This window comes from Herbaspirillum frisingense GSF30 (genome assembly GCF_000300975.2).
GTDB lineage: Bacteria > Pseudomonadota > Gammaproteobacteria > Burkholderiales > Burkholderiaceae_D > Herbaspirillum > Herbaspirillum frisingense.
Genome location: NZ_AEEC02000051.1, coordinates 12,222 through 30,185, shown reverse-complemented (window position 1 = coordinate 30,185; position 17,964 = coordinate 12,222). Strand labels below are relative to the sequence as shown.

Here is a 17,964-nt window from a genome sequence, read left to right as displayed (position 1 = left end):
CCCCGACTTCGCTGCCTTTTTCCAGCACGCAGACCGAGACCTCGCGATGTTGCTGGGTAGCCAGTTGCTTGAGGCGGATCGCTGCCGACAGCCCGGCTGGACCGCCGCCGACGATGACCACGTCGTATTCCATGGATTCGCGAGGGCCGTATTGTGCGAGCACGTTCTGTATCGTCATCGCCTTATCCCAGCTGCGCAACCAGTTCAGGCAATACCTCGAAGAGATCTCCCACCAGGCCATAATCGGCAACCGAGAAGATCGGTGCGTCGGCATCCTTGTTGATCGCCACAATGACCTTCGAATCCTTCATCCCCGCCAGATGCTGAATCGCGCCCGAGATCCCGACGGCGATGTACAGCTCCGGCGCCACCACCTTGCCAGTCTGGCCGATCTGGTAATCGTTGGGCACATAGCCGGCATCCACTGCCGCACGCGACGCACCCAGTGCCGCGTTGAGCTTGTCGGCCAGCGGCTCGAGCAGCGCCGCGTAATGCGCGCCGGAACCGAGACCACGTCCGCCGGATACCACGATCCTTGCCGACGCCAGCTCCGGCCGGTCTGACGCAATGGTCTGTCGCGAGATCAGCCGCGAGAGACCTGTATCTCCCACGGCGGCGATCGCCTCGATGATGGCATGTCCTCCTTCGGGGGGCGCCGCCTCGAAGGCAGTAGCACGCACCGAAATTACCTTGATGGGATCGGAAGACCTGACGGTGGCAATCACGTTGCCCGCGTAGATCGGCCGCTCGAAGGTGTGCGCATCCACCACCCTGGTGATTTCCGAGACCTGCGCCACGTCCAGCAATGCCGCCACCCGTGGCAGGACATTCTTGCCGGTCGCTGTCGCCGTGGCCATGACGTGGGAAAATGCCCCGGCCAACGTGACCACCTGCACCGCCACATTCTCTGCCAGGCCATCGGCGAAACAGGGCGCGTCTGCTACCAGCACCCGCGCCACCCCGGCCACCTTCGCGGCCGCCTGGGCCACTGGTTCGCACTGCCAGCCGCAGACCAGCAAGGTAATGTTGCCACCGCATTCCCTGGCCGCCGTCACGGCATGCAGGGTCGCGCTCTTGAGTGATTGGTTATCGTGTTCGACAATGATCAGCACTGACATGGATAGTCCTCAGATGACGTTGGCTTCATTTTTCAGCTTGGCGACCAGAGCGGCGACGTCCACCAGCTTGACCCCTGCGCTGCGAGCAGGCGGTTCTGCCACCTTCAGGGTGGTCAGCCCGACCGCAACGTCGATCTCCAGCGCCTGGGGAGTGAGCACCTCCAGCGGCTTCTTCTTGGCCTTCATGATGTTGGGCAGGGTGACGTAGCGCGGCTCATTCAACCGCAGGTCGGTCGTGATTACCGCGGGCAGCTTCAGGGCGATGGTTTCCTGGCCGCCATCCACTTCGCGTGTAGCAATGACTTCATCTTCGGCCACTTGCAACTGGGAGGCAAAGGTAGCCTGCGGCATGCCCGCCAATGCTGCCAGCATCTGGCCAGTCTGGTTGCTGTCATCATCGATGGCCTGCTTGCCGACCACCACCAGGCGCGGCTGTTCCCGCATGAACACTGCCTGCAACAGCTTGGCTACGGCCAGGGGCTGCAGCTCTTGCGCGCACTCCACCAGAATGCCGCGGTCAGCGCCGATGGCCATGGCCGTACGCAAGGTCTCCTGACAGGCAGCCGGGCCACAGGAAACGGCCACCACCTCCGTGGCCACTCCAGCTTCCTTCAGACGCACGGCAGCTTCCACCGCGATTTCATCGAAGGGATTCATACTCATCTTGACGGCACCGATATCAACTCCCGAGCCGTCCGACTTGACCCTTACCTTGACATTGAAATCGACCACCCGTTTGACTGCGACTAGTATTTTCATGGCTTCGTATCTGCCTCATAAGAAATGTAACCAGGCGATGCGCGGAGCATGGACGGTCCGGCATCCGACCTGATCAGATGGAATGAACCAGCGCCAGTACCGCGCTGGCATCGGCTTGCAGTGGCTGCATCAGGCATCCGCCGTTCCCCTCGTCCCAGGCCAGCTGCCCAGCACCAACGATGACGTCGCCCGACAACTGCCAGCGCCCTGCTAGCGGCAGCAAGGCCCAGGCGGTCCCCGCATGGACCTGTCGCTGGCATTCGATCACCTGCAGTTCACCGCGCAAGACGGAACGACGCACCATCAGATTCAGGAAGCGCAGTTCCAGGCTGCCGGGCTCGCGGCGCGCATGCCAACGTGGTTCACCTGGAAAACTGACGGGCTGCAAGGGTCGCACCCACACTGGCTCGGCGCCATTGCTGGCCAGACTGACCGCCCCGCTGCCCAACAGGACGGCATGGCGCTGCATGCCGGGAAAGACCGAGAACTCGGCATCGGCGGAGATATCGGCCAGACTCAGGCGCCAGTCGGCACTAGCAGGCCCTGTGGATACCGTGCCAGCCTCACGCGCACTGACCAGCGGGCGCGTCACGCCACCGCCGTTGCGCCAGGGCTGGGGCCTGACTTCGTCGAGCAGGAGCAAATGCATGACAGCGTGGGCTCCTCAGGAGACCGCACCCGAACCGTATTTCCCCACCAGCAGTTTTCCGGTCGAGAATCGCTCGATCGAATACGGCGCCAGCGAGACCTCCGTGGGCAGCCCCAGGGCGCACTGCGCCAGCACTTGTCCGACTGCCGGCGAAAGCTTGAAGCCGTGACCGGAGAAGCCGAACCCGGCGACCAGGCCTTCCACGCCAGGCAGGTGACCCAATACCGGATTCCAGTCCGGAGTGACGTCATAGACTCCGGTCCAGGAGGTCGCCAGGCCGGCCGTCTCGTAGCTGGGGAAGCGCTGCGCCACCTGTTCGCCAATTTCGACGATGGCGTCCAGGGATACGTCGCCCTGTTCCGTATCAGGCGTAGCCAATGTTTCCCCTGCCACCCCCTCGGAGACCAGCATCTGGGTCCCGCCATAGCTGCGTCCGTAGAGCATGCCCTTGGATGCCAGGTCCTTGAAGACCGGCATCTGGAAGGTGTAAGCCTGCGGTCCCTCCAGTGCCAGCACCGTATGGCGTTCCGGCCGTACCGGCAGCGTGAGCCCGGTCCATGCAGCCAATTCAGGCGTCCAGATGTTCTGCGTGCTGATGACGATGTCGCTGAGGAAGCGCCCGGCAGTGGTCTGCACACCGCTCACACGGCCGTTCTCGATAAGCAGCCGTTCTACGCTCACGCCCTCTTTTACCGTTACGCCCCGGCGCCGTGCGGCACGCGCAAACGAGGTAGCCACCAGGTAGGCGTCGGCGAAGCCGGCCTCCGGTTCGAAGCTGATCAGTGCTGCGTCGTCGAAGCGGGCAATGGGCAGCAGTTCAGCAGCCTGCCTGGCATCCAGATACTGCAACGCAATGCCCTGCGCCTGCTGCCCCTGCAGCGAGGCACGCAGGGGAGCGAGCTTGTCATCATCCGCGGCCCAGATCATGTAGCCACATTTGACCAGACCGCAGGAAGCCTCCTCATCCTCGACATAGGCCGGGAAATTGTTGAACGTATCCCATGACAACTGCGCCAGCGTGACATTTTCCTGGACCGAATAGTGGGTCCGCAGAATGCCTGAAGACTGCGATGTCGTGCCTTCACCGACGGTCTTGCGATCCAGCACAAGGACCTTGCGTGCACCCAGCCGGGCCAGATGGAAAGCGGTGGAAGTACCAATCACGCCGGCACCGATCACGATGGCGTCATAAGCGTTCATTGCAGGGGTCATAGCATCCTCTTCGATCAGAATGGCATGCAGTGTCACCCGAAAAAATCGACAATCGCGGCAGCATTAGACAAACTAATGTTTTGAAGAAGTGGGCATTATCATCACGCACCATGTGGCGCTTTCGCTCCATGATCTCCCTGCACAACTGCCAGAGCAGTAACCGGCGACTGCCTGTTTTCTCCGAAAGGACCGCTTCATGCCCGACATGCCATTCGACCTGCACGCCCTCCAGGCTTTCGTCGCCGTCTGCGAAGGCGGTTCCATGATCGAAGCCGCCCGCAAGCTGGGCGTGACGCAAAGTGCCATCAGCCAGTTGATCAAGTCACTGGAAACCCAAAGCGGCATGGTGTTGCTGGACAGAGAGTTTCGCCCTTCCCGCCCGACGGCGGCCGGTCGCCTGCTCATGGAACTGGCGCAGGATCTGCTGGAGCACGCGCAGCGCGTCAATGAGCGCCTGATCGACGCTTCCCGCTCGGAGGTAGCGCAAATCCGCCTGGGCGGCGTGGATTCATTCTCCGCCACCGTGGGCCCGATACTGGTCCAGGCCATCGCCAAAGGCGCGCGACAGATATCACTCTGGTCGGGACTGACGCCCATTCTTTCGGAACAGCTGCAACGACGTGAGCTCGATCTGGCCGTGTGCACCGAATCGACAGTCAACGACCTGCGCATCGAACAACGCCTGCTGTTCTCCGAATGCTTCGTGGCCGTGATTCCCAGAAGCGTGGCCGAGCGGCATGCCGATGCCGGTCACGATTACCAGGCAGCCCTGCAAAGCCTTCCCCTGCTGCGCTATACGCGCCGCTCGGTCATCGGCCAGCAGATCGAACGCTACCTGCGGCACATCAAGCTCGATGCCCCGCGTCGCCTGGAGTTCGATGCCACCGACCCGATGCTCAACCTGGTCGCCTGGGGCATGGGTTATGCGGTCACCACGCCATTGTGCCTGTGGCAATCACGTCATTGCCTGCCGGACGTGGTGCTGGTGCCGCTGCCGCCCAGCCAGCTGGGTCGCCGCAACTTCTTCCTGCTCTCGCGCGAGGGCGAATGGAACAGCCTGGCCGAGGAAATCTCGGCACTCACCCGCCAGGCACTGCAAGACAAGATCTCCCCTGCCATCCGCAAATCCTTGCCGGGCTTGCCCAAGGACGCGTTTTCCTGGAAATAGGCCGCCAATGGCCGCCTCAAGAACGGCCTGGCTGGCACAGTCACGCACCACAGATGCAAATGTGCCAGTCGCTCTACACGGATGAGCAGGCAGCCATTAGCTACCCGTAAGACAGATGATCGAAGCCGCCATCCAGCGCCTGCAGACGCTGGACGTGCACGCCCGGTGGCCATGAGCGCTTTTTGTGCAGCGCCTGCCCACCATGCACGGCGGCGAGGCGCGGGCGCACCGCTGCGGCGCAGCTAGATTAGTGCTGAAGATAGTTTGTATTAGTTTTTCTTAAGCGGACCGGACTGTCGTCACGAATCAGTAATATCGACGCTGCCACATCACCTGCGGGGGCCCGCCGTCGCTGCTATTGACCAGCACGGCGGGAAGGACCAGGGCATGGCGGCGACGCAAGCAGGTCAGACGACTGCTCGAGCCGCGTCTGAAGTGGTCCATCAAGAGATTTCACATCCAATCTGAAGGAGCAAGCAATGAACCAGAATCGACGCAGGGTCATGAAGCAGGTCATCACGCTGGCCGCCGCCGGCGCTGCCGGCCTCCCCCTCGTGGCAAGCGCCGCTGCCCCAACCGTGATCAACTACGGCGGCTCGGCATGGCTGGGCCACTACTCGGCCTACATCGCCATGAAGACCGGCCTGATGACCAAGCATGGCATCGATCTGCGCTGGCAAGCTTTCTCCACCTCCTCCGCCCGCATGGCTGCGGTGATGGCCGGCAACGTCGACATCGCCGGTACCGGCGTGGTCTCGGCGCTGGCTCTCATGGCCAGCGGCGCCCGTCAGTTCCAGCTGATTGCCACACCCAACAACTTCGGCCGCGCCGAAGGCCTGCTGGTGCGTGACGGGATCAAGGAACTGGCTGACCTCAAGGGCAAGAAGATCGGGGTGACCTATGCCTCCAGCGCCCACGTGCTGCTGCTGGACGTGCTTTCGCAGGCCGGCATCAATCCCGACAAGGATGTCGCGATCATCAACCTGCCCGCCACCGAGCTGCTCACGGCCTACAAGGCCAACCAGATCGATGCCGCCGCCGCCTGGACCCCGACCTTCGACCGCATCCGCGCCCTGCCCGGTACCAGGCTGCTGTTCGACGACAGCGCCTTCTCGCTCTACAAGAGCTACAAGATGTCACCCGGCCCCGATGTGCTGCTGACCCGCAGCAGCTTCGGCAAGGACAATCCGGCAGCCGTGAAGTCCTTCATGCAAGCCATCTTCGAGGCCAACGCCATGCTCACGCAAAAGCCGGAGGAGTCCGCCCGCATCCTGCTTGAACTGACCTCGCTGTCGATGGAAGAGCAGCTTGGCGTCATCAAGCAGACCGAGTGGTTCACGCTGGCCGACCAGAAGGCATTGATGAGTGACCCGGGCAACTTCATCGTGGGTCTGCAAAAGCTGGCCGAGATGCTGGTCAAGCTCAAGCAGGTCGATTCCATGCCGCAGGTACGCCAGTGGGTCAACACCACCTACCTCTGAGGCCGGCGCATGCTTATGAAGAAAGAATGGTTCACCGGCGGGGCGTTGATCACCCTGTCGGCGGTTTCGCTGGTGGCCTTCCTGCTGGTGTGGGAAGGCATATGCCGGGCCGGCATCGTGGATGCGGTATTCCTGCCGGCGCCCTCGCAGATCCTCGCCCGCGCCCTGCGGATGTGGGAGCAGGACACATTGATCATCAACATCCTGGCCTCGGCACGGCGCGTGATGGTCGGCTTCCTGGCCGCAGTGGTGGTCTCCATTCCGTTAGGGATCATGCTGGGAACTTCGAAGATCGCACGCGCTGTCTTCGATCCTATCCTGTCGTTCCTCAGGCCGTTGCCATCGATGAGCTGGATTCCGCTCACCTTGCTGTGGTTCGGCATCACGGAGACGCAGAAGTACAGCATCGTCTTCATGGGCGCAGTGACACCTGCGCTGCTGTACGTGATCGAAGCCACGCAGGGCATCGATCCACTGCTCATCCGCGCAGCCCGCAACCTGGGCGCCAATCGCTGGCAGGTAATGCGCGAAGTCATCCTGCCCGGCTGCATGCCCCAGATCCTGTCAGGCATGAAGGTGATCCTTGGCCTGTCGTGGACCTGCGTGATCTCAGCGGAACTGGTGGCGGCCAAGGAGGGGCTGGGCTTCATGATCATGAATGGCAAGGAATTCTTCCAGACCGATACCGTGGTACTCGGTATGGTGCTCATCAGCTTTACCGTATTGATTACGGACATCGTCTTCCGACTGATCCAAAGGAGCGTGCTGTCATGGCAGAAATGAAGAACCCGTCCAGGACAGGTCCGATGATCGAATTTCGCGGCACGGGGAAGTCGTTCGGAGACCTGAAGGTGCTCCATCAGGTGGACCTGCAGGTGGCCCAGGGTGAATTTCTGGTGCTGTTGGGAGCTTCCGGCTGCGGCAAATCGACAATGCTCAACCTGGTTTCCGGCTTTGAACGCGCCAGCACCGGTAGCGTCTGGGTCAACGGGAGGGAGGTCAAGGATGTCGACCCGGCCTGCGGCATGGTGTTCCAGCAATACGCCCTGTTCCCCTGGAAGACCGTTCGCGAAAACGTCGAGTTCGGCCTGAAGATGAGAGGTGTATCGCGGGCCGAGCGTGCCAGGGTTGCACAGCATTTCATCGAGATGGTCGGACTCAAGGGCTTCGAGGACAGCTTTCCCAACAAGCTTTCCGGAGGCATGAAGCAGCGGGTCTCGATTGCACGGGTACTGGCCAACGATCCGGATGTGATGCTTTTCGACGAACCATTTGCGGCGCTGGACGCCATGACCCGCCAGGTGCTGCAAGAGCAGTTGCTGCAGATCTACGAAAAAAGCGGCAAGACCATCATTTTCATCACGCACTCCATCGACGAAGCGCTGATGCTGTCTACACGCATGGTGGTCATGGGTGCCAAGCCGGGGCGCGTCGTGCAGGACATCGACAATGACCTGCCGCATCCACGTACGGCCGAAGTCCAGCTGTCATCCCGCTATATCGAACTGAAACGCTCGATCTGGGAGACGGTCCAGGTGGAAGTGATGAAAGGCCTGGAAGGCGTCAAGTAGATCCGTTCTTGCTGGTAGCGTCGTCGGACTGGAGAGAACTCCAGCCCGACGGACAATCTCTGCAGGGCAGAGCAAGGGCTATAGCACCTTGCGCAGGAAGTCCCGCGTACGCTCATGATGGGGGTCACCCAGCACCTGCTGCGGTGGCCCCTCTTCCATGATCACGCCCTGGTCGATGAAGAAGACGCGGTCTGCCACCTCACGGGCAAACCCCATCTCGTGCGTGACCACCACCATGGTCATGCCCTCTTCAGCCAGTTGCTTCATCACGCTCAGCACCTCACCCACCAGTTCCGGGTCCAGTGCCGAGGTCGGCTCGTCGAACAGCATCACCTTGGGTTCCATCGCCAGCGCACGGGCAATCGCCACGCGCTGTTGCTGGCCACCCGAGAGCTGGTTGGGGAAAGCATCGATCTTGTCCAGCAAACCCACCTTCTGCAACAGCTTCTCGGCCACCAGCACCGCCTCGCGGCGCGACAGGCTCTTCACCTGCATCGGTGCCATGATCAGGTTTTCCAGCACCGTCATGTGCGGGAACAGGTTGAAGCGCTGGAACACCATGCCCAGGCGGGCGCGCAATGCATTGAGATCGACCCGGGGATCGTTGAGCTTGATGCCTTCGATGAAGATATCGCCGTCGCTGACCTCCTCCAGACCATTGAGGCAGCGCAGGAAGGTACTCTTGCCCGAGCCCGAAGGCCCGATCACGCAGACCACTTCGCCAGCCCTGATCTCGCAGTCGATACCGCGCAGGATATGCGCCTGGCCGAAGCGCTTCTGGAGTTGATTGACCTTGATCATCGTCGTGCTCATCGTGCATCCCCCTTGCCGTAACGGGCTTCCAGGTGGCGCACCAGCGCCGACAGGGCCAGCGTGATGACCCAGTAGATCACCGAGATGGTGAGGTAAGGCTCCCAGTAGCGGGCATAGGCACCGGACACGGTGCGTGCCGCATAGGCCAGTTCAGCCAGGCCGATGGCCGAGGCCAGCGAGGAATCCTTGACGATGGCAATCGCATTGTTGCCCAGCGGCGGCAGCATGCGGCGGAAGGCCTGGGGCAGCACGACCTTGCGCAGCGTGGCCATGTAGGTCATGCCCAGCGAACGCGAAGCCTCGCTCTGGCCACGGTCGATGGACTGGATGCCGGCGCGGAAGATCTCCGACACATACGCCCCCGAGTTGAGCGTGATGGCCAGCACCGCCGAAGCGAAGGCGCCGTAGTGCGAGCGGATCTCGCGGGCCAGGTCACCGGAGAGGATCAGCCCGCCGCTGGGGTTGATCAGCACCGGCATGAGCGCGAAATGGATCAGCAGGATCTGCACGAACAGCGGCGTGCCGCGCAGGAAGCTGACGTAGAAGCGGATCGGCCACTGCACGCAGTAGCACAGGAAATATTTCCAGAAACCATGGCGAGCCTCGGCCAGGCGGCCGACGCCCAGCACCAGGCCCCAGCAGGTACCGGCGATGACGCAGATGATCGCGGCCTTGAGGGTCATCCAGGTGCCTTCGACGAACAGGGGCAGGTATTCGCCGATGATTTCCCATTGGAAGAAGGAATTCATGATGAGGTCCGTTCAAACGGAGGAGTTGAGCAGAGGAAGCGGACCGCCGACATTGCGTGGGCGCAGCGTGGCGGCCGTGATCGGGCAGATCAGACAGGCGGTGCGCATGCAGGATCGTGCAGGCGCACCGGGAAAGCTTACTTCAGCGGCAGGGTCGGTACTTCGCCATCGAACCAGGTCTTGTAGATCTTGGCGTAGGTGCCATCGGCCACGATCTTGGTCAGGCCGGCGTTGATCTTGTCCAGCAGTTCCTTGTTGCCCTTCTTGACGGCGATACCGAAGTACTGGCGCACGAACTTGGTGTCGCCCACCACCTTGAACTTCTTCTCGGGATGGCTCTTGATGTAGAACTTGATGACACCGACGTCGCCCACGGCGGCGTCCACGCCACCGCGATACAGTTCTTCCAGCATCAGCACGGTGTTGTCGAAGCGGTGGATGGCGGTGCTGGACTTGCCCAGTTCCTCGGAGACCACGATGTCACCGGCGGTGGAATTGACCACGGCGACCTGGGTCTTCTTCAGGTCGGCCAGCGAAGCGATCTTGGCATCGGCATTGGTGATGATGACCTGCTCGGCGGGGAAATACGGCAGCGAGAAGTCCACCATCTGGGCGCGCTTGTCGGTGATGGTGATGCCGGAGATGATGATGTCGCGGTCACCCTGGCCGAGGGTGGCGAAGATGCCTTCCCAGGGCGTGCTCACCAGCTGGATCTTGAAGTTGGAGGCTTGCGAGATGGCCTTGATCAGGTCGATGTCGAAGCCGACCAGTTCCTTCTTCGGGGTTTCGAATTCGAAGGGACGATAGGTACCGCCGGCACCGACCACGTAGGTCTGGTCGGCAGCCAGGGTGCTGCCGACAGCGCAGGACAGGGCCAGCGCGCTGGCGGCGACGGTGAAGAATTTCTTGAACGACATGGGGACCTTCTTTCTGACGGAAAAATGGGCCGCGCCACCCGCAGGCAGAGGCAAGTTGGAGCAGGCGCGGCAGACTGGCGTTTCCTGGCGGGCGGGAATGCGTGGGTAAAACCCGCACGGGCCCGCCGGAAGCGGAAAAACCCTGAATAATCCGGCATTCGCCGCAATCCTTCAACCTCAAATTGCAAGCCTGTCGCAATCCTCCAGCAAAACCCTAATTCCATCACCGCATGCAACGATGGCGATGTCAGCAGGCGTCAGTAGGGCCCTTCCGGCCGACGGATCAGGGTGGACTTGCCGAACAGGCTTTCCACCAGGTCCACCACCAGCTCCGCGGTCTGGTTGCGTACGTCGCAGGCCGGGTTCAGTTCCATCACGTCCAGCGAGGCCAGGCGGCCGGTGTCGGCGATCATTTCCATGCACAGTTGCGCTTCCCGGTAGGTGGGACCGCCGGGCACCGCAGTCCCCACCCCGGGCGCCAGGGCGCTATCCAGGAAATCCACATCGAAACTCACGTGCAGATGGGTTTCGGGGCCGATACCGGCGAGGGCCTGCTCCATGGTCACGCGCATGCCGTGCTCGTCGATATGGCGCATGTCGTAGACGCGCACGCCCAGTTCCCGCAGATGGCGCTTTTCTTCGCGATCCACGCTGCGGATGCCGACCTGGCAGATCTGTTGCGGCTGCAAGGCCGGCACCTGGCCGCCGATACCGGTCAACTCTGCCGGCCCCACGCCCAGCAGGCAGGCCACGGGCATGCCGTGGATATTGCCGGTCGGGGTGGAATGGCTGGTATTGGCATCGGCATGGGCATCCAGCCACAGCACGCGCAGGTCCTTGCCCTGCTCGCGGCAATGACGCGCCACGGCGGCAATGGAGCCCACCGCCAATGCATGGTCGCCGCCCATCAGCAGCGGCACTTCACCCGCGCGCAGGCTATGCTCCACGGCCGCGTAGACGGTCTGGTTCCATTGCACCACCTGGTCCAGGTGACGCAGGCCCTGCACCGGTGGCTGTTGCGGATTAGCCGGACCGGCCAGATCACCGCCATCGACCACCTCCAGCCCATGCTGCTGCAAGCCGCGCTGCAACTCTGCCACGCGCAAGGCCGCCGGCCCCATCGAGGCACCGCGCCGGCTTGCGCCCACATCGGTGGGGGCGCCCATCATCCTGATCTTGTTCATGGCTGTACCGCTCCTTACAGTGAAAACAGTGAATGACCGCTGCCTCGGGCGGCAGGGATCCTTGCGATTGTCCTACGATGGCCCTTCGACGTGCACAGGCCGCATGAATTCCGCCCGTCTGCCTGACCACAAAGAAAAATGCCGTTCAGCGGTCGGCTGAACGGCATCCTTGCAGCATCGTCGCGGACGATCAGATCTCGACCTTGGTTCCCAGCTCCACCACCCGGTTGGCGGGGATGTGGAAGAAGTCCGAAGGCTTGGCGCCGTTCTGGTACATCCACGCGAACAGCCGCTCGCGCCACAGCGACATGCCCAGCAGCTTGCTCGGCACCACCGTGTCGCGCGCCAGGAAGAAGGAGGTATCCATCAGGTCGAAGTGATGACCGAACTGCTGCTCGGTCAGGGTCATGACCTTCTGCACTTCCGGTGCCTCCTTGAAGCCGAAGGCCGCGCGCAGCAGGTAGACGTCGCCGCCCAGCTCCTTCATGGTCAGGCGCTCGCTGTCGGCCACGTAGGGGACGTCCCAGATGCTGATCTTCAGGAAGAACACCCGCTCATGCAGGATGCGGTTGTGCTTCAGGTTGTGCAGCAGCGCAACCGGCACGGTGGCGATGTTGCCCGTCATGAACACGGCCGTGCCACCGACCCGGTGCGGCGGATGGGCCAGCAGGCCCTCGATGAAGGGCTCGATGGGAATGCCGTCATCCTTGATGCGCATGCGCAGCAGCATGCGACCCGAATACCAGGTCATGAGCAGGAAGAAGGCCGCGCCGCCGATGACCAGCGGGAACCAGCCGCCCTCGGTCAGCTTCAAGAGGTTGGCGGCAAAGAAGGCCACATCGACGATCAGCAGGCAGGCAATGGTCAGCACCACGGCCGACGTGCGCCACTTCCAGATATGACGCATCACCACGCCCAGCAGCATGGTGGTGATGACCATGGTGGTGGTCACGGCCACGCCATAGGCGGCCGCCAGGTTGTCGGATTTCTTGAAGGCCAGCACCACGGCCACCACCACCACCAGCAACATCCAGTTGATCAGCGGGATGTAGATCTGGCCCTGTTCATCCTCGGAGGTATGCAGGATGCGCATGCGCGGCACGAAGCCCAGCAGGATGGCCTGGCTGGTCAGCGAGAACGCACCCGAGATCACCGCCTGCGAGGCGATCACGGTGGCGCAGGTCGCCAGCAGCACCATGGGCAGCACCAGCGGATCGGGGATCATCAGGTAGAAGGGATTCTTGATCGCCTCCGGATTGGCGATCAGGTTGGCACCCTGGCCGAAATAATTGATCAGCAGTGAGGGCATCACGGTGAACAGCCATGCATAGCGGATCGGCTTGATGCCGAAGTGGCCCATGTCGGCATACAGTGCCTCGGCACCGGTCAGCACCAGCACCACCGAACCCAGCACGATGAAGGCCTGCAGCGAGTGCTCGGCCATGAAATGCACGGCATAGTAGGGATTGATCGCCACCAGCACCTCCGGTGCCTTGACGATGTTGTAGATGCCCAGCAGCGCCAGCGACAGGAACCACAGGAACATCACCGGACCGAAGAAACGCCCCACCACACTGGTGCCATGGCGCTGGATCAGGAACAGGATCACCACGATCACCAGCGTGAGCGGGATCACCACATGCGTGGTGCTGGGCGCAGCGATTTCCAGCCCCTCCACCGCCGACAGCACCGAAATGGCTGGCGTGATGACCACGTCACCATAGAACATGCAGGCGCCGAACACGCCCAGCATCATCAGCAGCTTGGCCCGCGGCGAGCCCGAGACGGCCGACCGCAAGGACAGCGCCATCAGCGCCAGCACGCCGCCTTCGCCGTTGTTGTCGGCGCGCAGCACGAACATCACGTACTTGATGGTCACCACGATGGTGATGGCCCAGAACAGCATGGAGATGATGCCCAGCACCGCACCCGGGGAAAAGGCGATGCCGTGGTCGGGGCTGAAACATTCCTTGAGTGCGTACAGCGGGCTGGTACCGATGTCGCCAAACACCACGCCCAGCGCTGCCAGGGTAATCAAGTGGAATTTGGACGATCGGAGGGAAAGACTCGGATTGGTGTGAGATGAACTCATCTTGCTCCCTTGCTTCTTCAAATGAGTGCCGGCGGACAGGGTTCTGGCTTCAACAGGGCTTGCCAGGGAGGCAAGCGACGGTCTGTCCGGGCAGGACGCGTACTTTATCGCACTCTACCCGTGGCCGGCTCAAAATGCCGCCGGCGCCCACCCTGACGTTGCGCCCCAGCCTCTTCAGAAGCTTGTCGAACTTGACAGACGGGCCATGTCGCAGTTCCTGAATCACCTGCCGGGAAACTCCGCATTTCCTGCGCAAACCCTTGCTGGACAAGCGATTGCGGCCTATACGGGCGACGCATATGGATATGCGGTAATCGAGTTTTTCTTTCTCCCCTGCCCTTTATATACTCCGAACGAATAAAGAACCGCGCTTTTCCATCGTGACGGTTCTAAGCCATGACTTGTCAGCCCCTGCCGGATTCTCCGGCCCGCCATCCACGATACAGGACACCATGACCACTACCCTCTCCCCCCGAGGACGCCTGCGGCGTCTCTTGACCACCACCCTGGCCGGCGGCCTGGCGCTGACCCTGGCGGCCGCGCCCTTGTTGGCCCGCGCCGAAGGCCAGCTACGCATCGCCGAGCAGTTCGGCATCGTCTATCTGTTGCTCAACGTGGCGCAGGACCAGCAACTGATCGAAAAGCACGGCAAGGCAGCCGGTGTGGATATCAAGGTGGAATGGCTCAAGCTCTCTGGCGGCTCGGCCGTCAACGACGCCCTGCTGTCGGGTTCGGTGGACATCGCCGGCGCCGGCGTGGGACCGCTGCTGACCATCTGGGACCGCACCCATGGCCGCCAGAACGTACGTGGCGTCGCCTCGCTGGGCAACTTCCCCTACTACCTGGTGAGCAACAACCCCAAGGTCAAGACCATTGCCGACTTCAGCGACAAGGATCGCATCGCCGTGCCGGCCGTCGGCGTCTCGGTGCAGTCGCGCGTGCTGCAGCTGGCCTCGGCCAAGCTGTGGGGTGACGTCCAGTACAACCGGCTGGACAAGCTCAGTATCGCCGTGCCGCATCCCGATGCCACCGCCGCCATCATCAGCGGCGGCACCGAGATCACCGGCCACTTCGGCAATCCGCCCTTCCAGGAACAGGAACTGGCGGGCAATCCGAATGCCCACATCGTGCTGAAGTCCTACGACGTGCTGGGTGGCCCGTCCTCGGCCACGGTGCTGTACGCCACCGAGAAATTCCGCAAGGACAATCCCAAGACCTATGGCGCCTTCCTCGGCGCGCTGGAGGAGGCCGCCAGGTTCATCACCGCCAATCCCGAGAAGGCGGCCGATATCTACCTCAAGGTCAACAAGGGCAATACTGATCGCAAGCTGCTGCTGCAGATCATCACCAACCCCGAAGTGCAATTCAAGATCGCTCCGCAGAATACCTACGGCCTGGCCGAGTTCATGCATCGTGTGGGTGCCATCAAGAACAAGCCGGCCTCGGTGAAGGATTACTTCTTCGACGACGCCCACATCCAGGGAGGTAGCTGAGATGCGCCGCCCCTCCTTATCCTTCATCTCGCCCAGATGGCTGGCGGTCCTCACCGCTGGTGTATTGGCCGCTGGTATATCGACCCAGGCCATGGCCGAAGGCAGCATCCGCATCGCCCAGCAATTCGGCATCGGCTACCTGATCCTGGACGTGGTACAGGACCAGAAACTCATCGAGAAATACGGCAAGCAGGCCGGTCTGGACATCAAGGTCGAATGGACCAGCCTGTCCGGCGCCACCGGCATGAACGAGGCGCTGCTGGCCGGCGCCCTGGACGTGGTCTCGGCCGGCGCGCCACCGGCGCTGGTGCTGTGGGACCGCACACGCGGCCGCCAGAACGTCAAGGCCATCGCTTCCCTGGGCTCCATGCCCAACTACCTGCTGTCGAACAATCCCAACGTCAAGAGCATCAAGGACTTCAGCGACAAGGACCGTATCGCCGTGCCGGCGGCCGGGGTCGGCTTCCAGTCGCGCACGCTGCAGATCGAAACCGCCAAGGTCTTCGGGAAAGAAGACTTCAAGCGCTTCGACAACATCAGCGTGAGCCTGTCGCACCCGGATGCCACGGCCGCCCTGATCGCCGGCGGCTCGGAAATCAACGCCCACTTCTCCAGCCCGCCCTTCCAGTACCAGGCCCTGGAGAACAAGAACGTGCACAAGGTGATCAGCTCCTACGACATCATGGGCGGCCCGGCGACCTTCAACGTGCTCTACACCACCCAGAAATTCCACGACGATAATCCCAAGACCTATCGCGCCTTCTACCAGGCACTGGTGGAGGCGGCAGAGTTCGTGCGCAACAACAAGGCCAAGGCGGCCGATACCTTCATCCGCGTGCAGAAGTCCAAGCTGGCACCGGAGTTCGTGCGCAAGATCGTCGAAGATCCGGAAATCCGTTTCACCGTCTCTCCCGAGCGCACCTTCGTCTATGCCGAAAAGCTGCATGAACTGGGCGTCCTGAAGAACCGCGCCAGCTCCTGGAAAGACTACTTCTTCGAGGAAGCGTATGCACAACCCGGCAGCTGAGACCGCCAGCGTGAGCGCCACGGCAAGCCTGCAACCCCTGCTGCAGGTGGATCGCGTGAGCCTGCAATATCGCAGCGCCACGGCGGTGGTGCAGGCGACGCACGAAGTCAGCTTCGACGTACATCCGGCCGACCGCTTCGTGCTGCTGGGGCCGTCTGGCTGCGGCAAGTCCAGCCTGCTGAAATCGGTGGCGGGCTTCCTGCCGCCGGCCGCCGGCGAGATCCGCCTGGAGGGCCGCACCGTGCGCCAGCCGGGACCTGACCGCATCGTGGTGTTCCAGGAATTCGACCAGTTGCCACCCTGGAAGACGGTGCTGCACAACGTGATGTTTCCGTTGCTGGCCTCGCGCACCCTGGGCAAGCGGGAAGCCGCCGAACGCGCCCGCCACTACCTCGACAAGGTCGGTCTGACACGCTTTGCGGATGCCTATCCGCATACGTTGTCCGGTGGCATGAAGGCGCGTGTGGCCATCGCCCGCGCCCTGGCGATGCAGCCCAAGATGCTGCTGATGGATGAACCCTTCGCCGCCCTCGACGCCCTGACCCGCCGCAAGATGCAGGAAGAACTGCTGGCGCTGTGGGACGAAGTGCGTTTCACGCTGCTGTTCGTGACCCACTCCATCGAGGAAGCGCTGGTGGTCGGCAACCGCATCCTGTTGCTCTCGCCACACCCGGGCCGCGTACGCGCCGAGATCAACAGCCACCAGTACGACCTCTCCAGTTTGGGTGGGGTCGGCTTCCAGCAGACCGCGCAGCGCATCCACCGCCTGCTGTTCGACGAAGATGGCGCCGCTGCCGCGCCCGAGCCCCGCATCAACTTCAGCGACGTCCGTTTCTCCTACTGAATAGCACCATGCCCCAGACTCCCCCCATCCGCGACGAATATGAAGTTCCGCTGACGCCCCTGCCCGGCCTGGTACTGGAGCGCCATTTCACGCTGCCGCAACGCATCTGGCAACAAGGCTGGGTGCGCAAGGGCGCCATCCTGCTGCTGCTGGCGCTGGTCTGGGAAGCCATCGCCCGCTGGCAGAACAACGACCTGCTGCTGCCGACCTTCCTGCAGACGGCGCAAGCCTTTGCCGAGGGCATTCGCAGCGGTGAGCTGTTCGGCAAGACCTGGCTGTCGCTGCAGGTCTTGCTCAAGGCCTATGTGCTGGGGATCGTCGCCGCCTTCGTGCTGACCACGCTGGCCGTGTCCACCCAATTCGGACGCGATCTGCTGGGCACCCTGACCTCGATGTTCAATCCGCTCCCGGCCATCGCCCTGCTCCCCATTGCCCTGCTATGGTTCGGCCTGGGCGAAGGCAGCCTGATCTTCGTGCTGGTGCATTCGGTGCTGTGGGCGCTGGCGGTGAATACCTATGCGGGCTTCCTGGGGGTATCGGACACCCTGCGCATGGCCGGCCGCAACTACGGTCTGCGCGGACTGGGCTTCGTGCTGCAGGTACTGGTGCCGGCGGCCCTGCCCTCCATCCTGGCGGGCCTGCGCATCGGCTGGGCCTTCGCCTGGCGCACGCTGATCGCGGCCGAACTGGTATTCGGCGCCACCAGCGGCAAGGGCGGCCTGGGCTGGTACATCTTCCAGAACCGCAACGAGCTCTACACCGACAAGGTCTTCGCCGGACTGGCCATGGTGATCCTGATCGGCCTGCTGGTGGAAAACCTGGTCTTCAATACCCTGGAGCGGGCGACCGTGAAGAAATGGGGCATGCAGCGCTGACGCGCCACACTC

18 protein-coding genes are annotated in these 17,964 nt (G+C 62.5%); 8 read left to right on the top strand and 10 right to left on the bottom strand.

Annotated features, from left to right (window positions below; genetic code table 11):
- From HFRIS_RS25060 to HFRIS_RS22695, 5 genes are all read right to left on the bottom strand, one after another.
- A partial coding sequence (locus tag HFRIS_RS25060; protein WP_006465363.1) for an FAD-dependent oxidoreductase occupies window positions 1-178 on the bottom strand: 178 nt, incomplete at its 3' end.
- 4 nt (window positions 179-182) lie between these two features.
- The gene (locus tag HFRIS_RS22710) at window positions 183-1,118 is read right to left on the bottom strand and encodes an electron transfer flavoprotein subunit alpha/FixB family protein (RefSeq protein WP_006465362.1); all 936 of its coding nucleotides are present in this window, start codon (window positions 1,116-1,118) and stop codon (window positions 183-185) included.
- Between the two features lie 9 nt (window positions 1,119-1,127).
- Window positions 1,128-1,877: an electron transfer flavoprotein subunit beta/FixA family protein gene (locus HFRIS_RS22705; RefSeq protein ID WP_006465361.1), complete on the bottom strand. Its 750-nt coding sequence runs from the start codon at window positions 1,875-1,877 to the stop codon at window positions 1,128-1,130.
- A gap of 73 nt (window positions 1,878-1,950) precedes the next feature.
- A complete protein-coding gene (locus HFRIS_RS24590) occupies window positions 1,951-2,526 on the bottom strand; it encodes a HutD/Ves family protein (protein ID WP_006465360.1) in 576 nt (191 codons plus the stop codon).
- Window positions 2,527-2,541: 15 nt separating this feature from the next.
- A complete protein-coding gene (locus tag HFRIS_RS22695; protein ID WP_006465359.1) occupies window positions 2,542-3,726 on the bottom strand; it encodes an NAD(P)/FAD-dependent oxidoreductase in 1,185 nt (394 codons plus the stop codon).
- Window positions 3,727-3,934: 208 nt separating this feature from the next.
- On the opposite strand from HFRIS_RS22695, the gene HFRIS_RS22690 reads away from it, so the two are divergent.
- From HFRIS_RS22690 to HFRIS_RS22675, 4 genes are all read left to right on the top strand, one after another.
- Window positions 3,935-4,906: a LysR family transcriptional regulator gene (locus HFRIS_RS22690; protein ID WP_006465358.1), complete on the top strand. Its 972-nt coding sequence runs from the start codon at window positions 3,935-3,937 to the stop codon at window positions 4,904-4,906.
- Window positions 4,907-5,385: 479 nt separating this feature from the next.
- Complete coding sequence (locus HFRIS_RS22685; protein WP_006465357.1) at window positions 5,386-6,387, top strand: ABC transporter substrate-binding protein; 1,002 nt, start codon at window positions 5,386-5,388, stop codon at window positions 6,385-6,387.
- A 15-nt stretch (window positions 6,388-6,402) separates the two neighbouring features.
- Window positions 6,403-7,170: an ABC transporter permease gene (locus HFRIS_RS22680; protein WP_006465356.1), complete on the top strand. Its 768-nt coding sequence runs from the start codon at window positions 6,403-6,405 to the stop codon at window positions 7,168-7,170.
- Window positions 7,171-7,193: 23 nt separating this feature from the next.
- Window positions 7,194-7,958: an ABC transporter ATP-binding protein gene (locus HFRIS_RS22675; protein ID WP_006465354.1), complete on the top strand. Its 765-nt coding sequence runs from the start codon at window positions 7,194-7,196 to the stop codon at window positions 7,956-7,958.
- Window positions 7,959-8,036: 78 nt separating this feature from the next.
- Here the strand turns inward: HFRIS_RS22675 and HFRIS_RS22670 are convergent, their stop codons facing one another.
- The 5 genes from HFRIS_RS22670 to HFRIS_RS22650 form a co-directional block, all read right to left on the bottom strand.
- Window positions 8,037-8,759, bottom strand: a complete 723-nt coding sequence (locus HFRIS_RS22670) for an amino acid ABC transporter ATP-binding protein (protein ID WP_006465353.1) — start codon at window positions 8,757-8,759, stop codon at window positions 8,037-8,039.
- Between the two features lie 8 nt (window positions 8,760-8,767).
- Window positions 8,768-9,520 carry an amino acid ABC transporter permease gene (locus tag HFRIS_RS22665; protein ID WP_006465352.1) on the bottom strand — a complete coding sequence of 251 codons (753 nt, stop codon included), beginning with the start codon at window positions 9,518-9,520 and terminating at the stop codon, window positions 8,768-8,770.
- A gap of 137 nt (window positions 9,521-9,657) precedes the next feature.
- On the bottom strand, window positions 9,658-10,437 hold the full coding sequence (locus tag HFRIS_RS22660) for a basic amino acid ABC transporter substrate-binding protein (protein ID WP_006465351.1): 780 nt from the start codon (window positions 10,435-10,437) through the stop codon (window positions 9,658-9,660).
- Window positions 10,438-10,694: 257 nt separating this feature from the next.
- Window positions 10,695-11,621 carry an arginase gene (rocF, locus tag HFRIS_RS22655; RefSeq protein WP_006465350.1) on the bottom strand — a complete coding sequence of 309 codons (927 nt, stop codon included), beginning with the start codon at window positions 11,619-11,621 and terminating at the stop codon, window positions 10,695-10,697.
- 190 nt (window positions 11,622-11,811) lie between these two features.
- Complete coding sequence (locus tag HFRIS_RS22650) at window positions 11,812-13,713, bottom strand: potassium transporter Kup (RefSeq protein ID WP_039877042.1); 1,902 nt, start codon at window positions 13,711-13,713, stop codon at window positions 11,812-11,814.
- Window positions 13,714-14,165: 452 nt separating this feature from the next.
- Between HFRIS_RS22650 and HFRIS_RS22640 the strand changes: the two genes are divergently transcribed.
- Genes HFRIS_RS22640 through HFRIS_RS22625 form a run of 4 tightly spaced genes read left to right on the top strand, consistent with a single transcriptional unit; the run spans window position 14,166 to window position 17,952 of the window.
- Window positions 14,166-15,206 (top strand): ABC transporter substrate-binding protein, encoded by a 1,041-nt coding sequence (locus HFRIS_RS22640; protein WP_039877038.1) that lies wholly within the window; start codon window positions 14,166-14,168, stop codon window positions 15,204-15,206.
- A gap of 1 nt (window position 15,207) precedes the next feature.
- Complete coding sequence (locus HFRIS_RS22635) at window positions 15,208-16,233, top strand: ABC transporter substrate-binding protein (RefSeq protein WP_039877036.1); 1,026 nt, start codon at window positions 15,208-15,210, stop codon at window positions 16,231-16,233.
- Window positions 16,214-17,077 carry an ABC transporter ATP-binding protein gene (locus tag HFRIS_RS22630; RefSeq protein WP_006465346.1) on the top strand — a complete coding sequence of 288 codons (864 nt, stop codon included), beginning with the start codon at window positions 16,214-16,216 and terminating at the stop codon, window positions 17,075-17,077. The genes HFRIS_RS22635 and HFRIS_RS22630 overlap by 20 nt, the downstream gene beginning before the upstream one ends.
- Window positions 17,078-17,085: 8 nt before the next feature.
- Window positions 17,086-17,952: an ABC transporter permease gene (locus HFRIS_RS22625; protein ID WP_006465345.1), complete on the top strand. Its 867-nt coding sequence runs from the start codon at window positions 17,086-17,088 to the stop codon at window positions 17,950-17,952.
- Window positions 17,953-17,964 lie beyond the last annotated feature (12 nt).

Coding starts and splice junctions, on each gene's coding strand:
- HFRIS_RS24590 (WP_006465360.1), bottom strand. CDS start 2,526: ATGCATTTGCTCCTGCTCGACGAAGTCAGGCCCCAGCCCTGGCGCAAC.
- HFRIS_RS22640 (WP_039877038.1), top strand. CDS start 14,166: ATGACCACTACCCTCTCCCCCCGAGGACGCCTGCGGCGTCTCTTGACC.
- HFRIS_RS22675 (WP_006465354.1), top strand. CDS start 7,194: ATGATCGAATTTCGCGGCACGGGGAAGTCGTTCGGAGACCTGAAGGTG.
- HFRIS_RS22690 (WP_006465358.1), top strand. CDS start 3,935: ATGCCCGACATGCCATTCGACCTGCACGCCCTCCAGGCTTTCGTCGCC.
- HFRIS_RS22680 (WP_006465356.1), top strand. CDS start 6,403: ATGAAGAAAGAATGGTTCACCGGCGGGGCGTTGATCACCCTGTCGGCG.
- HFRIS_RS22670 (WP_006465353.1), bottom strand. CDS start 8,759: ATGATCAAGGTCAATCAACTCCAGAAGCGCTTCGGCCAGGCGCATATC.
- HFRIS_RS22665 (WP_006465352.1), bottom strand. CDS start 9,520: ATGAATTCCTTCTTCCAATGGGAAATCATCGGCGAATACCTGCCCCTG.
- HFRIS_RS22695 (WP_006465359.1), bottom strand. CDS start 3,726: ATGAACGCTTATGACGCCATCGTGATCGGTGCCGGCGTGATTGGTACT.
- HFRIS_RS22710 (WP_006465362.1), bottom strand. CDS start 1,118: ATGTCAGTGCTGATCATTGTCGAACACGATAACCAATCACTCAAGAGC.
- HFRIS_RS22635 (WP_039877036.1), top strand. CDS start 15,208: ATGCGCCGCCCCTCCTTATCCTTCATCTCGCCCAGATGGCTGGCGGTC.
- HFRIS_RS22625 (WP_006465345.1), top strand. CDS start 17,086: ATGCCCCAGACTCCCCCCATCCGCGACGAATATGAAGTTCCGCTGACG.
- HFRIS_RS22705 (WP_006465361.1), bottom strand. CDS start 1,877: ATGAAAATACTAGTCGCAGTCAAACGGGTGGTCGATTTCAATGTCAAG.
- HFRIS_RS22650 (WP_039877042.1), bottom strand. CDS start 13,713: ATGAGTTCATCTCACACCAATCCGAGTCTTTCCCTCCGATCGTCCAAA.
- rocF (WP_006465350.1), bottom strand. CDS start 11,621: ATGAACAAGATCAGGATGATGGGCGCCCCCACCGATGTGGGCGCAAGC.
- HFRIS_RS22630 (WP_006465346.1), top strand. CDS start 16,214: ATGCACAACCCGGCAGCTGAGACCGCCAGCGTGAGCGCCACGGCAAGC.
- HFRIS_RS22660 (WP_006465351.1), bottom strand. CDS start 10,437: ATGTCGTTCAAGAAATTCTTCACCGTCGCCGCCAGCGCGCTGGCCCTG.
- HFRIS_RS22685 (WP_006465357.1), top strand. CDS start 5,386: ATGAACCAGAATCGACGCAGGGTCATGAAGCAGGTCATCACGCTGGCC.